Here is a 16,582-nt window from a genome sequence, read left to right as displayed (position 1 = left end):
ATTAAATAAGTAATGTCAAAAACATCAGATAAAAAAAATCCAACAGTTATCATTATTTTCGGTGGAAACGGAGATTTAACCAAACGGAAAATTATTCCGGCATTGTATAACCTCTTTCTTGAAAACCGGTTACCTGAAAAATTTGCTATCATAGGAACTTCGAGAACGGAATTCAGTGACGAGAAATATCGGGATTCCCTATTGGAAGGAATCAATCAATTTTCCAGAACTGGTAAAGTTAAAAAAGAAAAGTGGGCAGAGTTTTCCTCAAATATTTCTTATCAGGCAGCTAATATCAATGATGTAGCTTCTTACAATGACTTCTATGTTAAAGTAAGCCAGTTAAAAGAAGAATGGAATGAGAATCCTTCGGTACTTTATTATTGCGCTGTTTCACCGGATTTATTTTGTACTATCGCATCAAACATTTCAAAAAGTAAACTGGAGAATAATAAGGAAACTACCCGCATCATCATTGAGAAACCATTTGGGAGAGATCTGGAATCTGCAAAAGCTTTAAACACCAACTTACTGACTATTTTTGATGAAAGACAAATCTACAGGATAGACCATTATTTAGGTAAAGAAGTTGTTCAGAATGTGATGGCTTTCCGATTTGCCAATACGATTATGGAACCGCTGTGGAACCGTACGCATATCGAACACGTCCAGATTTCGGTGACTGAACAAATTGGTGTGGAAGACAGGGGAAGTTACTTTGATAATGCAGGAATTTTGCGGGATATGATCCAAAATCATTTATTGCAATTGCTGTGTATCGTAGCTATGGAACCTCCCATCAACTTCGATGCTGATTTGGTGCGCGATAGAAAAGTTGATGTTTTGAAGGCGATCCGTAAAATTGTTCCCGGGATGATCGATAATATAGCTATCAGGGGGCAATATGGTTCTGGCTGGGTAGAAGGAAAAGAAGTTCCGGGTTACCGTGATGAGATTGATGTGGATCAGGATTCCAATACCGAAACCTACGCTGCAATGAAATTCAATATCGATAACTGGCGCTGGCAAGGTGTTCCGTTTTATTTGCGCACGGGAAAACGGCTATCAAAATCGGCTTCTTACATTGTAATTCAATTTCGGGAAGTGCCTCATAATATGTTCAATAATGATGAGCATGCAATTCCGAAACAGAACAGACTTGTTATCAGTATTCAGCCAGATATGGCGATCAGATTTCAGCTGGAAAGCAAAACACCGGGTCTCGAGATGATCCTGAATACGGTTGATATGGTATTTGACTATTCGGAAAAAACAAAAACAGATTCTCCGGAGGCTTATGAGACACTTTTGCTGGATGTGATTTCAGGCGATCAGACTTTATTTATGCGGGCAGATCAGGTAGAGGCAGCGTGGGAAGTGGTAATGCCGGTTCTCGATCATTGGGAAAATAATAAAATGACCAGCTTTCCAAATTACCCTGCAAACTCCTGGGGCCCAGAAAATGCAGATGCACTCATTGCCAAAGATGGTTTTCACTGGATCAATTTACCTCAAAAAAATAAGATTAGCTGATGAACGATTTAAAGATATTTAATGATGTTGAAGCGTTAATAAAGGATTTGGCAGAAACCATTTGCGAGGTTTCAAGAAAAGCAATCAGGGATCATGGACAATTTAATTTTGTACTTTCCGGCGGCGGTTCACCTAAGAAATTGTATGAATTATTGGCAGAAAAGTTTAAAGATAATATCGATTGGAAGAACACCTATTTTTTCTTTGGTGATGAAAGATTTGTTCCCGCAGATGATTCTCGGAGAAATTCAGTAATGGTAAAGGAGGCTTTATTTGAACCTTTAAAAATTAATTCATCAAATATTTTTGAAGTCGATACTACAGGAACTCCGGAAGAATCAGCAAGAAATTATTGGGATTCTGTTTCAGAACATTTTGTGGGAAAACCTGTTAAATTCGATTTTGTTCTTTTGGGACTTGGTGATAATTCTCATACCGCATCGCTTTTTCCAGACACTTCGGTATTGGATGAGACTGAAGCGACGATCAGATCGATATTCGTGCAAGAAGTTGATATGTTTCGGATTACTATGACTGCTCCTTTAATCAACAATGCAGAAAATATTGCATTTTTGGTCTTTGGAGAAGAAAAATCAGAAGCTGTATTTCACGTCTTGGAAGACATGTCGGGATCAATACATCAATATCCTGCACGTTTAATTCAATCGAATGAAAAAAAAGTGCAGTGGTTTCTGGATTCTTCTGCAGCCTCGAAATTGTTAAAATAAGGAAAATATTTGTAAAGGTCCGGAATGATCAGATTACTGATCGAGAATCCCCATTGCCGCATAATATGCTGCTCCCATCAAAGCAGTTCTATCATTGAGGACTATTTTGATGGGAGTGGTTTTTAGCAGATGCTTCATTCGTCCCACATTGATGAAATTGTTGTAAAATTCTTGTTTTTCAATCAGACTAATATTCTTCGGGACAATGCCACCGCCGATGTAAATTCCTCCAGTTGCCTTGGTCTTCAATGCAAGCTCGCTGGATTCTATGGCAAGATATTTAAAAAAAAGCTGCATCGTTTCAATACATACGGGATCTTTTTTCTCTATTGCTGCGGCAGATATCACTTTCGCTGAATGGTCGTTCTTCAGTTGTTCAGTAAGCCAGTCAGGCTCTTTTTCGACGTTATGTTTTCGTAAAAATTCATAAATATTAAGAATACCCTTTCCGGAAATAAGCCTTTCCCAACAACTCACGTGGTCAAATTTATCTTTTAAAAATTTCCAGAGCTCAACATCCTGTTCGTTGGTAGGTGCAAAATTGCAATGCCCGCCTTCTGTTGCGTATGGATGATAATATGCTCCATCCCAAAACATTCCGGCTTCACCAAGACCTGTTCCTGGTGAGATCACTACAGCATTACCTTCATTTTTCTCCCCTTCGGCAAGAATTTCAAAGTCTGAATCACCAAGCGCAGATAAGCCGTAAGCATTGGCCTGAAGGTCGTTGATAAGAAGCACCCGCTTTATATTAAGATCCGATTCTAATTTTTTGGCATCTATTTCCCACGCAAAGTTGACTCCACGAACGATATCGCCTTCTACTGTACCAGCCACACCAAGGCAAGCACAATCAATAAGAGAAGATTTATCATCGTGAAAATGACGGATCGCCTCAACAAAAGAATCGTGATCTGTGGTAGCATATCGTTGGTTTTTGATGGCGAATAATTTCCCTTTTTTAATGTGGAAAAGTGCCAGTTCCGTTTTGGTGCCACCCACATCTGCCGCCAAAACAATTCCGGAAGCAGGTAATTTCTTTTGTTACGAAGGATAAGCCATTGGTAAACTGACATCTGAAATATCTGATAAGACGATTTCCTGAAAATTATTCATAATGATGGACATTTGTAAACAGTAGATCAATTTAAAATAATTTTTTAGATTTTTTTGTTTTTTAGGAATTTAATTCCAAAGCCGCTTTTATGATCAATTAATATGTTTTTTTTAAGTTAATTAAGAATATCATTTCATTGAATTATTTAATTGATACCAAGCGATTTGACAGTCTCTGGCTTCTCTATAATTATTCTTATTGATGATTTAAGTATTGTAGTTGTAACAAAAAATTAGAATAAATGATTTAAAAAATGGTTGATCTATTAAGTTGTACAAAATTTTTATTAATCACTTATATTTTATAAAATTGTTGATGACCTAAGGTTATTGATAATAAATGTCAAAATATTTGATATTTTTTAGATATTCTTATGTATAATAAATAATACTTGATTTATTAGCACACTTATTGTAATATGATTATGAAAATAATTTTTATGATCAAAATATACAGTTTACTATTTTTATTTTGTACCCTGTTTTTATATGGACAAAAGCCAATTTCTAAGTCCTTGGCAGCTGGTCAAACTTTATCTAACATTTCGACCGTTCAAAATAGAGATGTTTTACTAGATGCAAACGTTAATATTTCCTCTGCTGAATTCAATACTGCCGCGTCTCACAATACCGGATTAACTTCTGAAGACGGACAGGGGATTCCCACTCTTAAAAGTGATAACAAAGTCAAAATAGAAAATGATTATACGCTTGCTCCTAACAGCTATATTTTTTATAAGGATGGTATTCTGCCTGATGGTACCAAAACTGACGGATTGTATATTCCTGTAGCAAAAGCCTATCAAATGTGGAAAAAAGGCAGGTATATGCAAAATGACGCGGGTTCTTTTACACCAATCAGTGAAAATGGTAAGCAGACGGCTGCTGTTTTTTGGGAAGATGTAAATGGATTAATAAGTTCAACTTTTATTGTGGGAACGGGTGAGGATGCTAAAATTAAGATTATAATTGATAAAACGAAAGGGGAGGGCAATGCGAGCATAGCATTTAAGGTCGATGGCGTTATTTATTGGACCTGGCATATTTGGGTTACGGATGATCCTGCATATGGGGCGACTTATGGACAGGGCTTTGAAACTGATGTTCTGAATCAGGCTTTTACGCCAAAGTATATGGATCGGAATCTTGGAGCAACTAATGCCGGCTTTCTAGGTCATAACTGGCACAAATCCGGAGGTCTGATGTACCAATGGGGGAGAAAAGATCCTGTACCTCCGCTGGAATATAAAGATGGCACTTTCTATGAGGTGACAGGCGATGTTGGGAGCAGAAGACATTCTTATGCAACTTTACAATCTTCTCCCATATCTGTAAAACAAAGAGGAACTGATACCGGCACCAATAACATCAATGGGAATATAAGATATTCCATTACTAATCCCATCAATATTATTACCCATGCTGCCAATGATGGTACTTGGTTTTCCAGCCAGGAATATAAGAGTAATAATTCCAATCAGGATTTGGTAGAAACTTGGGATCTGTGGTCTGACAATAGAAAAGGTCTGCATAGTAATGCATCCGGCAGTGATAATGTTGTTGCTGAGGATAGCAAATCATATGAATTGAAATCCGAATTCGATCCTTGCCCAAATGGATGGAGAATCCCTTCTCACTATGGAAGAAATACCATTAATAATAATCTTAACCCTCTAGGAAGGAAAAACAGTGGTGTCAATGACGATACAAATACCGCTAACAGCCAGATATTGCCGAATTCAATTAATAATATGCTGATTGGAGTGAAGGTATATCCCGGCAGAGGAATAGATTTTAGCGGGACAGATAACAGACAAATTGGATTAATTCCAACTACAGGAAGCTATACCTATTATCAGGAAAATGGAAGTAATCCTGCGCGTGTTGTCTATCAGGATCAGGGAGCTGATGGTTTTTTATTGAATGCCACTTATGGAATTGGTGGTACAAGAGGCACCATTATTCATAGTGATCCGGAAAGAGCAAATGTATCCAGCACGGGCTGGAATGGAATCTACGTCAATCAAACACTTCAAACAAATGGCTTGGGAGCGGTAAGGTGTATGAAAGATCCAAACATGTCGCTATTGCCAGCATTTTATCAAACAGAATATGTCTTGTCAACAGATGGTGATCAGACGGATTATAAAGCATGGACAAAAGAACCTAACAGCTTTGTGGTGATGACCGGTGAGCAAAATGATGCAGTGTCTCAGGATAAAGAATTGATTATTAGCCTTAAAAAAGCATATGCCATGCACAAGCTATACCTTTCAGCTAATAAGGAACTTCCGCTGGGTAGCATTGATACAGGAAGTGTGGTATGGACCGACAACCAAAGTTTAATTAAAAAGATTCAGGTGATAGGTACATATCCGGATCAGCAATTGAAAGTTACGATAGCTGCGAAGAAAAAAGGCAACGCTGTAATTGCTTTTCACAAAGGCAATAACGGGGTTTGGGGAACATCTGATCCTGATAAAATCCTGTGGAGCTGGCACATTTGGGCACCAATTACAGATCCGTTGTCAGAGGGAAATCAAATCACTTACATGACTGAATCGATTGAGAATGGCGGGATTATTCCTGCTACGAACGGCCAGATAATATACCCTGCTAAAGGTGGAACGCCTCTGACGACCACTTTTATGGATAGAAATCTTGGAGCTCTGCAAGCATTACCATCCTCATTGGTCAGACCGAATCTGGCGACCGAATTACAGTCTAAAACACAAATTCAACAGTCTGGCGGGCTTCATTATCAATGGGGTAGGAAAGATCCTTTGCCGACATTCCATAATCCTGGCGGTACTCAGTACATTTCTGCGCATGCCAACAGCGTGCAGGTAGCCGCAACCTATAATGTTTATAAGCAAACTGGATTAGATGCCAATAACAATGTTATTTTGGGAATATCTAACCCTATCACCGACGCGATTTTCTCCTCAACAGACAATGCAGGCTACTCCAGAGAGTGGAATGTTTATAAATCGTTGGCAGGAATTGCTGCTGCTGATCCTAAAAATGAAAAGATCAGAAAAGTCATTAAATACGCTACCGAAAATCCTTTATATTTCCTTTTCAGATCCAAAACAGGGAACGAACTGGGGATGGAAGATTCAGGGACATTACTTACAAAATCATTACAGGTAAAAGATTGGATCTCTGACGAAAATGGTCTTGCTCAGGACAGATGGGGACATGCTGCAGAAAAATCGGTTTATGACCCTTGTCCTGCAGGATGGAGAGTGCCGGATACTGCAAACGCCAATTTATTTGCTGCAGGCAACAATGGCTCTTATGCAAAAGGTTCTTCTCCTTGGTTCTATAATGGCTACAATACTACAGGCAGTTTTGCAAATTATGGTATTGTTCAGAGTACCATTGCAGATCTTACGGGCGGAGCAGCCAATAATGCGGTAAATGTCAGACAATATCCGGGTTATACGCTGTCAATTACTACAGAAAGCACAACGCCAAGCAGCAGGTCAGGTTGGGTATTCAGTTTCCCAGATTCAAAATATCAAATTGGAAATATTCCGACAACCGGTATACGGGGAATCCTTGGAGGTAACGATTGGAAAAATGCCAGGAGCGAATATCCCACTGCAGATAATTATAAGTATCAAACCGGATTATGGACCAGTTCTCCCGCAGACTTCTATACTGGGTATGCTATCGGATTTAATCTCAAAAGTGTATCCGGATATGGCGGAAAACTCGCATCAGGAACCGGCTTTTATCCACAGGCTGCTATGGGCGTACGATGTGTCAAGGATACGGAAAGATATATGGGCGACCTGCCATACTCGGTAAATTCCGAAAATACGATTCTTAATACGGTTGCTACAATAAAAGATTATCAGGATGATGACATCCAGATTCATCCAAATCCGGTAAAAGACATACTCCACATTGTTTCTAAAAATAATGACAGAATGGATCCTAGATTTGTTATTTTAAATACAGCAGGAGGAATTGTGAAGCAAGGTCATTTTAGTGACAACAGCATTAATATATCAAACTTACCCTCAGGTATTTATATGTTGAGAGTTGAAAATACTCAGAAAGCTTTCAAAATAATCAAAAAATAAAACACAAACTGATTTTTATTTACATTTTTCTAATTCGAAGTTGTCTGACCAGTTTTTCAGCAGGCTTTTTTGTAATTCCGTAATTATTGTATTGTTGGCAACCGACTTTTCAAAGTTGGATAAGCCAGAATGATTAGCGCAATACTGTAAAATTGTAGTTGCAAAAATATTTTTAGGTATGTGTCCGAGACAAGGTAACAACTCCATACTTTTTGTGCTACTGAAAATAAAGACTACTTCTAAGTGTAAAATAATTTGTAATTTGGAATTTTAAAAGCATAATTAATTATTAATATTAATAATTAAAAATTATGCTTTCAGACAACTAACAACAAGACAATGCTATATGGATAAATACCCTGTTCCTGATAATGAATACGGACGAATTAATAAGCTCAAGTTTTTTGATCTTTTACAGATGGAGAAAGATCCACAGTTAGATATTTTTGCGGAAACTGCCTGCCTTATTACCGACTCTCCTGCCGCACTTATCGCTATGATGGAAAGTGATGCACAGGTGATCCAAAGTTGCATAGGTCTTGATTTTGATTCTGTAGACAGAAAAAGTACTTTATGTCAATATACCATTGCAAGTGGTGATGTTGTAATAATCAATGATACATTAGCAGACGAAAGATCATCCGAAAACCCACTGATATTAGCCGGGGCCATTCGCTTTTATGCAGGAATCCCTCTTACAGATGATGAAGGATTTACATTGGGGACTCTATGTGTTATCGATTACAAACCTAAAACCCTCACAGACAAGCAGATAAATGCTTTGAAAAAAATTGGAAGTGCTATTACAAATCTGTTGACTGGAAAAAGGAACAATATTCAAGCTGAATATTTTCAGCAGACTTTCAATATTTCCAATAACTTAATTTGTGTTCTGGATAATAACTTTATGCTTAAGGATGTTAATCCTACCTTCGAAAAAATTTTCAATTTCAGCAAAGCAGAAATTTCTGATCAGAAATTTTTAAGTGTATTGGGTGATCATAATGCTGATTTAAAGTTAATTATAGATAAAATCTCTGATATTCAGGAGGGTGTTACATTTTCTACTTCTACAAAAATAAGCGATGGTTCAGAGATTATAGTGGAGTGGTCTTTGAAACAGAACCAAAACAATTCCGAGATTTTTTGCTTCGGAATAAATATTACCCAACAGATCGAAGAAAAGCAAAAACTTGAAAGTTCAGAGCGTCGATTCAGAAGCTTTTTTGAAAATGCAATAGGATTAATGAGTATGCATGATATGCAGGGGAATATACTTTCTGTTAATGAAAAAGGAAGAAAAATACTTCAGTATTCGGCAGAAGAAGTCAAAAACTTGAATTTAAAAGATCTTGTTCCAGAAAAAAACTGGCCTTTACTTGCACAATATCTTGAAAGAATCAACAGCAAGAAGGAAGATTTCGGAACTATGATCCTTAAATCCAAAGAAGGAGAAGAAATGGTTTGGATGTATCATAATCTTGTAGAAACTGATAAAAAAGGAATGCCTTATGTGGTAAGTACAGCTTTGAATGTCACAGAAAGGATGTCTCTGGAAAAAGATTTGCTGTACACTAAGAAGATGCTAGAACAGACAAATGCCGTAGCTCAGGTCGGAGGTTGGGAAGTCAATCTTAAGACTAATACTGTTTTTTGGTCGCAATCTACTAAAGAAATACATAAAATAGACAAGACATTTCAGCCTGATTTTGAAAATGCACTAGGATTTTACAGTACAGAAAGCAGAAAAAAAGTAGAAGTATTATTTGAGCGAGCTGTGCGAGAAGGGATACCGTATGATGAAGAATTGCAGCTTATACGTAATGATGGCGTTATGATATGGGTGAGGGTGAAAGGAATACCAGAATTTGAAGATGGTGTTTGTACAAAAGTGTTCGGGATTATCCAGGATATTGATACCTTCAAAAATATTTATATAGAACTGGCTACAAAAGAAGCAATGCTACAGTCGTTTGTAACATATGTCCCTACTGCGGTGGCTATGTTCGACAAAGATCTCAATTATCTTTCTGTAAGCAGCAATTGGAAAAATGAGTTTCAGATGCACGATGCAGATCTTATAGGGAAAAATATGTTTACGGTTTCGCCCGATGTGCCGGATGACAGAAAGAAAATATATCAAGATGCACTCGCAGGCAAAGCTTACATCAATAGGGATATGACATTGGAAGTTCCTCATAAAATAGGATTACAACATTACAATATTGTGGTAAGTCCGTGGTATCTGTCAGATGATGTTTTGGGTGGAGTTATCGTCTCTGCACAAAATATTACCGAATCTGTAAAAACCAATGAAGAACTTAAAAATGCAAAACAAATGGCAGATATTGCCAACAAAACCAAGTCTGAATTTTTAGCCAATATGAGCCATGAGATACGAACACCGTTGAACGGCGTCATCGGGTTTTCTGATCTTTTGCTTCAAACTCCGTTAAATGAAATACAAAAGCAGTATCTCAATTATATTAATGAGTCAGGCGAAAACCTGCTGAACATTATTAATGACATTCTTGATTTCTCTAAAATTGAATCAGGAAAAATGGATCTTTTGATAGAGAAAGCCAATGTTTATGACGTGGTGAGTCAGGTCATCAATGCAGTTCTTTATCAGTCTCAGAAAAAAAATATCGAACTTCTTTTAAATATTGAGCCGGGATTACCTAAAACAATCTGGCTCGATGAAACACGATTGAAGCAGATTCTCATTAATCTTCTCGGGAATGCTGTAAAATTTACAGAACAAGGTGAGATTGAGCTTAAAGTTGAAAAACTGAATATAGACAATAAAAATATAAAGTTGCGATTCTCAGTAAGAGATACAGGAATTGGTATTCCTGTAGAAAAACAGCAGCATATCTTTAATGCTTTCACTCAGGAAAACAGTTCTATCAGCAAGCGTTATGGTGGAACAGGGCTCGGACTTACCATTTCAAATAACATTTTGAAATATATGGGAAGTAATCTTACTTTGGTAAGTGAACTTGACAAAGGTTCTGTTTTCTATTTTGATATTGAGATTCCTTTTGAAATTTCTGATCAAAGCGAAGATGAAATACTGAAAATCAATAAGGTTCTAATTGTTGATGATAACGAAGCAAACAGAATTATCCTTCAGCACATGCTTGCTTATAAGAATATAGATTCTAAGCTGGCTGCCAACGGGATGGAAGCTCTTCAGATGCTTTTAGCCGGCGAGCGTTTTGATATTATTCTGGTAGATTACCACATGCCGATTATATCAGGTTTAGAAACAATTGAAAAAATAAAGCAGCTGTTTAATGAACAAAATGAGGCATCGCCTCTCGTTATTCTTCACACATCTTCTGAAGAACATGACGTTATCAACTCATTCAGAAAGGAAGAAAGCTCCTATTTTCTACTAAAACCTATTAAATCTGAAGAATTATACAAGACGTTACAACGCGCCGTTAAAAGTTCAGAAAAAGAATTGGCAACCGCTAAACCAGTGCAGAAAGAAGATCATTTCCCACTAATGACTTCTCCCAACGTTTTGCTTGTCGACGATAATCCGGTGAACATGTTTCTTAATAATAAAATGATAAAATTATTAATTCCCGAAGCACGGTTAGTGGAAGCTACTGATGGACTGCAGTCCCTTGAACTATGCAAATACCAGATTTTTGATCTGGTGCTTATGGATGTACAGATGCCGGTAATGGACGGTATAGAAGCCACAAAACAGATCCGTATGTTACCGGAATATTCCAAAGTTCCGATCATTGGGGTTACAGCTGGAAATGTATTGGGTGAAAAAGAAAAATGTCTGGCCTCCGGAATGAATGATTTTCTACCCAAGCCTTTGAGACAGACCGATCTTTTGGAAATGTTAAAAAAACATATTGGCATTGGTACCCGTCAATTACCCGAAGATCATTCAGAAAGGTATTTGGACATCAATCTTCTGAATGAAAAGACGGGTGATGATGACTTCAGGAATGTATTTTTGAAATTAGTGATACAGGAGCTTACACAAGCAGAAGAAAATATAAAATCGGGGATAAAAGAAAAAAACACAGAACAACTGAAACAGATTCTTCACAAGCTAAGAGGAACTGCAGGAACCGCAGGTTTGATAAAGCTTGCAAAAGAAACTGCTATTTGGGAAAGCCGTATTGATGAGAACATAGATTATACTGCTATGGAGAATGAAATTATAAATGATATAACAATAGGATTAAAATTGATAAAGGATTTAATACAATAAATACATAATATTATGGTAATTCTAATTGCTGAAGATGACGAGCTTATATTAAAAACAATAGAGCACAAATTGCTAAAAGAAGGACATGAGGTAATTTTGAGCCGTAACGGCAAAGAAGCTATTGAAACCTTAAAAAACGAAAACGTAGATCTTGCCATAACAGATATTATGATGCCTTTTGCTTCAGGAATCGAAATTCTATCTGCTATAAGGTCAATGGGTAAGCAAATACCCGTTATCATGCTTTCAAGTATGGGACAGGAAGAAGTGGTGCTGAATGCTTTTGACTTGGGAGCGTCCGATTTTATTGTAAAGCCTTTCAGTCCCAATGAATTAATGTTAAGGATAAAAAGATTTTCCCCAAAATAAACAGGTAAGATGATAAATTCTGTACATTTTATTTTTCTTGTCTTTCTGGGAATGTTCGCATTGGTACTTGTGCTGATTATTGTAGTCATCCTTTACAGTTTTTATCAGTATAGAGTCTCAGTCCGCCTTTTGAGATGGTTAGATATAATCAATACAACCATCACAAAAGTCATTGTCTATGGAGAGGATAAAGTGTCACCTGATTATGATTTTATTGTGGCTAACAGAAATCCTACATTCAGAAATCTCTTTCTGCAAAAACTTGTAGATTCTGAGAAGAAATTTTCAGGAGTTGCCCAAAATCAGATAAAGTATCTTTTTGAACAATATAATCTTCAGGAAGATGCCTTAAAAAAGCTGAACCAAAAGAAACGCTACTTAATGGCGGGAGGAATACAGGAACTTACAGCTATGAATGCAGAATCCAGACTTCCGGAAATTTCCAGATTTCTGACACATCCTTCATCACAGGTATATCAGGAAGCGCAATATGCATTGGTGAATTTCAAAGGATTTGAGGGATTAAATTATTTAAATACTATTCCTACCGTAATATCAGAATGGCAGCAGCTTAGATTGCTCCGTTCAATAGCTTACATCCCCGAAAACTCTGAAGATGTTATAAAAGCCTGGCTTGAAAGTTCAAACGATTCTGTGGTTATTTTCACCTTAAAATTGTTAAGAAAATTTCAGGTACTTGCAGTGTATAATATGGTTACTCAACTGTTGGATCATCCCTCAACAGAAGTAAGGGTGCAGACGGTACAAACCTTATTGTCTTTGGAAAATCCCTCAACAATCATCTACTTTACTGAAGTATATCCCGATCAGCCTATTGAGGTTCAGTTGGAAATTCTTAAAGCAATTAAAAGATCAGGAGATAAGAGATCTATAGATTTCCTGAAAAAACAATTACTTGATAATAATGAAGCGGGCATCAAAGTCTGCGCTGCGGAAGCTTTATTTTTATTGGAAGAAAAGGAATATTTAGCACAGATGGCTGAGAATGAAAGTTCTTCGGAAGAATTGATTAAAATTATAAGATACGCATTGCAGGAAAGAATATGTTAGAATTCTCACACATCATTTATGAAGTTATTATATGGCTGTTTCTACTTTATGGTGCAGCCGTAGCAATTATTTACGGATGGATAGGAATCTATGCATTAGGAGCTGTAACAAAATATAAAAAAGAAAATACATTTACAGATTACGGTATTATCGCAACAAATCCTAATGCACCAGCCTTTAGTATCATTGCACCTGCATATAACGAAGGAATGACCATTGTGGAAAATGTGAGATCCCTGTTATCTCTATACTATCATAATCTGGAAATTATTATTGTTAATGATGGCAGTAAGGATGATTCTGTACAAAAACTGATAGAAGCTTACGACCTTGAATCGATGGCTTATTTCATACAGGGAAAAATACAGACAAACAAAGTAAGAGGAGTCTATAAAAGCAAAAACCCAGCTTTTAAAAAACTCATTGTTGTAGATAAAGAAAACGGTGGTAAAGCAGATGCACTCAATGTAGGTGTTAATATTTCTTCGGGCGAATATATTGTCTGTATCGATGTAGACTGTATTCTGGAGCAGGATGCTATCCTGAAATTGGCAAAACCCTTTCTGGAACAGACCGATAAAAAGTATATCGCTTGTGGCGGGGTGATTCGTCTGGCTAATAACTGTCTTATTGAAAACGGCAAAGTAATAAGTGTCAATATGCCGAGAACCCTGTTGGGAAGAACTCAGGCATTGGAATATATCAGGGCTTTTGTACTGGGACGTATGGCTTGGTCACGCGCATCGGGATTAATTTTAATTTCGGGAGCATTTGGCGTTTTTGACAGGAAAATTGTGCTTGCTTGTGGTGGATATGATAAGAATACTGTAGGAGAAGATATGGAACTGGTAGTCCGTATGCGGAAGTATATGGAAGAAAGAAATGAGCCTTATGAGGTACTCACGATTCCAGATCCTTTGTGCTGGACAGAGGTTCCGGAAACAAAAGATATTCTTAAGAAACAGAGGAATAGGTGGATGCGTGGGACAATAGAAACGCTTTGGAAGCACAGAAAGATGATGTTTAATCCCAAATACGGAAAATTGGGAATGATCAGCCTTCCTTATTGGTTCTTTTTCGAATTTCTTGGTCCTTTGGTAGAGTTTTCGGGGTATATTGTTTTTATCGTTTTTTTGATATCTGGTATCATAAGCTGGCCTTTTTTCACGATTCTATTTGCGTTGGTTATTTCAATGGGATTCCTGTATTCTATTTATGCGATACTGGTCGATCTCGTAAGCCATCAGGTATATACCAAAAGAAAAGATTTTCTTGCTCTTATTGCCATTGCTTTTTCGGAACCTTTTTATTTTCATCCTATTATAGTAAAAGCAGGAGTGATGGGCTTCGTCGATTACTTTAAAAACTCTCATGGATGGGGAGATATGACAAGGCAGGGTTTTAATCAAAGTACTAAAAATCTTCCCCTGAAAAAAAGAATCTCATTGACTCTTCGGGTCGGGCTTCAACGATTGGGAGTGCTTGCTTTAGTATTTTTTATATTTTTTCTAATTGGAGTAGGAGTGGAGTTTCTCTGGTATGGGTATTCTTTTCCAACATTAGATACATCCGTAATCGCATATCACCTGTTCTTTGAAAATATTTTGTTTGCCTGTCAGCTTTTATCAGTCACGGGCATCATTTATCTCATCTTATCATTTTTTAAAGAAAGCTGGGCAAAAATATTTACCATAATAGTATTTCTGACTGTAATTGTTACACAGTATATCTTGTTTCTATATTTTTCCGAAACTCATAATCTTCTGGGATCTGAGCTTCTATATTATAGTAAAAACGAAATGAAACAGATTTTACAGGCAAGTGGAATGCTGAACTTTAAAAATTTTGCCTTGATGGGTATTTTAATTTTATTGTCCCTTACACCTTTATGGTTTGCCAGTCGAAATAAGTTTAAATCCATCTATCCGGGTCTTATCTTATTGGGTATTGGAATGATTTCATTTTTTGTTCCCTCAAACCTGCTTGATACCGGGGTATTGAATAGTGCTAACGAATTTAATCAGAATTTATCAAGAAGTAAATGGGCCTATTTTTTTAAATCCAATGAGGATAATTTTATAAGTGATCATCCGGAAATAGTTGAACTGTGGGGTGATCCCGAGGCGTTTCAGAGCAATTCCGATATGCTTAACAAAGATTTTCCCTTTTGGAGAAAAGAAAATACACCTGATTTCTTAGGTTCTTATCTTACAAAATCCCAAACCACGCCTAATCTCGTTTTTGTGGTTATGGAAGGTTTCGGATATGCCTATACTTCTCCGAAAGGCTATGTAGGCAATTTTACGCCTTTTCTGGATTCGTTGTCAAACAAGAGCCTGTACTGGGAAAATAATCTAAGTTCAACAGGAAGAACATTTGGAGCACTGCCTGCGCTTACGGGATCTCTTCCTTTTGGAAAGAATGGGTTTTTGGAAATCGAAAAGACGCCGGAACATTTTAATCTTTATAATATACTTAAAGCCAATAATTTTGAAACAGGTTTCTATTATGGCGGCCATATAGAATTCGATCGTTATCAGGAGTTTTTAAAATACAGCAAAGTAGATCATATTGTTGATGAAGAATCATTCAGCAGCCCTTACCTTAAGCTTCCCGAAACCAATGGAGAAAGTTGGGGCTACGAAGACCAGGCTGTTTTTGGCAAGATGCTCGACGTTCAGAAACCATCTGATAAACCTCATTTCAGCATGATACTTACTTTATCAACGCATAATCCGTTTCTGATCAACAACAAGGATCATTATGAAAAGAAGTATAATGAAAGATTACGTTCCGGCATCTTGAGTGCCGGGCAGAAAAAATGGGCGGTTTTACATAAAAATCAACTGATCTCCGTCTTGAATGCTGATGATGCTTTAAAAGGTTTTTTCGCAGATTACAGCAAACGTCCTGACTTTGCCAACACAATTTTTGTAATAACAGGCGATCATAGTATGCCCGAAATCATTCTTCAATCAAAAATAGACAGATATCACGTACCTATGATGATATATTCACCTCTGGTTAAACAGCCTTCACGATTTAATAAAATTGTCAGCCATCTTGATCTTGCGCCTTCCTTGCTGGCTTACTATAGAAATAATTATGGCATAAAAACCCCCTCAACGATTGCCTGGGTCGGGAAAGGACTTTCTGTAGGCTCAGAAACTTTGACTTCGGGAGTTGCTATGATGCAGAGTAAAAACCAGCTTATTGATTTCTTGTGTGAAGATTATTATATTCACGACGGTCAACTATTCACTGCAAAAGGTTTAGATGAAAATGAACTGGATGATGCGACAGTACTAAAAAAAATAAACGACCGGTTCAGCCAGTTTAAGAAGATGAACGCCAGGTTTTATTCTTCAAAAAAATTGATGCCGGATTCTGTAATGATCAATTTTATGAAAAAAACGAGGTGATAT

General features: G+C 37.1%; 8 protein-coding genes. 7 read left to right on the top strand and 1 reads right to left on the bottom strand.

Annotation, left to right across the window (positions count from 1 at the left end):
- Nucleotides 1-12: 12 nt before the first annotated feature.
- Complete coding sequence (zwf, locus tag ACFJGY_RS12660; RefSeq protein WP_379964440.1) at nucleotides 13-1,533, top strand: glucose-6-phosphate dehydrogenase; 1,521 nt, start codon at nucleotides 13-15, stop codon at nucleotides 1,531-1,533.
- Nucleotides 1,533-2,261: a 6-phosphogluconolactonase gene (pgl, locus tag ACFJGY_RS12655; RefSeq protein ID WP_379964438.1), complete on the top strand. Its 729-nt coding sequence runs from the start codon at nucleotides 1,533-1,535 to the stop codon at nucleotides 2,259-2,261. Before zwf ends, pgl begins: the two co-directional genes overlap by 1 nt.
- A 33-nt stretch (nucleotides 2,262-2,294) precedes the next feature.
- Here the strand turns inward: pgl and glk are convergent, their stop codons facing one another.
- The gene (glk, locus tag ACFJGY_RS12650; RefSeq protein WP_379964436.1) at nucleotides 2,295-3,263 is read right to left on the bottom strand and encodes a glucokinase; all 969 of its coding nucleotides are present in this window, start codon (nucleotides 3,261-3,263) and stop codon (nucleotides 2,295-2,297) included.
- A 554-nt stretch (nucleotides 3,264-3,817) separates the two neighbouring features.
- On the opposite strand from glk, the gene ACFJGY_RS12645 reads away from it, so the two are divergent.
- The 5 genes from ACFJGY_RS12645 to ACFJGY_RS12625 all read left to right on the top strand — a co-directional run bounded on the left by ACFJGY_RS12645 (nucleotide 3,818) and on the right by ACFJGY_RS12625 (nucleotide 16,579).
- Nucleotides 3,818-7,471 (top strand): T9SS type A sorting domain-containing protein, encoded by a 3,654-nt coding sequence (locus ACFJGY_RS12645; protein WP_379964434.1) that lies wholly within the window; start codon nucleotides 3,818-3,820, stop codon nucleotides 7,469-7,471.
- A 346-nt stretch (nucleotides 7,472-7,817) separates the two neighbouring features.
- Nucleotides 7,818-11,717, top strand: coding sequence for a PAS domain S-box protein (locus ACFJGY_RS12640; protein WP_379964432.1), 3,900 nt, complete (start codon nucleotides 7,818-7,820; stop codon nucleotides 11,715-11,717).
- 12 nt (nucleotides 11,718-11,729) lie between these two features.
- Complete coding sequence (locus ACFJGY_RS12635; protein ID WP_379964430.1) at nucleotides 11,730-12,086, top strand: response regulator transcription factor; 357 nt, start codon at nucleotides 11,730-11,732, stop codon at nucleotides 12,084-12,086.
- A gap of 9 nt (nucleotides 12,087-12,095) precedes the next feature.
- On the top strand, nucleotides 12,096-13,157 hold the full coding sequence (locus ACFJGY_RS12630) for a HEAT repeat domain-containing protein (protein WP_379964428.1): 1,062 nt from the start codon (nucleotides 12,096-12,098) through the stop codon (nucleotides 13,155-13,157).
- Nucleotides 13,151-16,579 (top strand): sulfatase-like hydrolase/transferase, encoded by a 3,429-nt coding sequence (locus ACFJGY_RS12625; protein WP_379964426.1) that lies wholly within the window; start codon nucleotides 13,151-13,153, stop codon nucleotides 16,577-16,579. Before ACFJGY_RS12630 ends, ACFJGY_RS12625 begins: the two co-directional genes overlap by 7 nt.
- The last annotated feature ends 3 nt before the right edge of the window (nucleotides 16,580-16,582 follow it).

Origin of the sequence: Epilithonimonas sp. UC225_85 (genome assembly GCF_042695135.1) — a bacterium.
Taxonomy (GTDB): domain Bacteria; phylum Bacteroidota; class Bacteroidia; order Flavobacteriales; family Weeksellaceae; genus Epilithonimonas.
Note: the sequence above shows the minus strand (reverse complement) of the source record. Positions and strands in the feature narration are given on the sequence as shown.

Coding starts and splice junctions, on each gene's coding strand:
- ACFJGY_RS12640 (WP_379964432.1), top strand. CDS start 7,818: ATGGATAAATACCCTGTTCCTGATAATGAATACGGACGAATTAATAAG.
- ACFJGY_RS12635 (WP_379964430.1), top strand. CDS start 11,730: ATGGTAATTCTAATTGCTGAAGATGACGAGCTTATATTAAAAACAATA.
- ACFJGY_RS12645 (WP_379964434.1), top strand. CDS start 3,818: ATGATCAAAATATACAGTTTACTATTTTTATTTTGTACCCTGTTTTTA.
- ACFJGY_RS12625 (WP_379964426.1), top strand. CDS start 13,151: ATGTTAGAATTCTCACACATCATTTATGAAGTTATTATATGGCTGTTT.
- pgl (WP_379964438.1), top strand. CDS start 1,533: ATGAACGATTTAAAGATATTTAATGATGTTGAAGCGTTAATAAAGGAT.
- zwf (WP_379964440.1), top strand. CDS start 13: ATGTCAAAAACATCAGATAAAAAAAATCCAACAGTTATCATTATTTTC.
- ACFJGY_RS12630 (WP_379964428.1), top strand. CDS start 12,096: ATGATAAATTCTGTACATTTTATTTTTCTTGTCTTTCTGGGAATGTTC.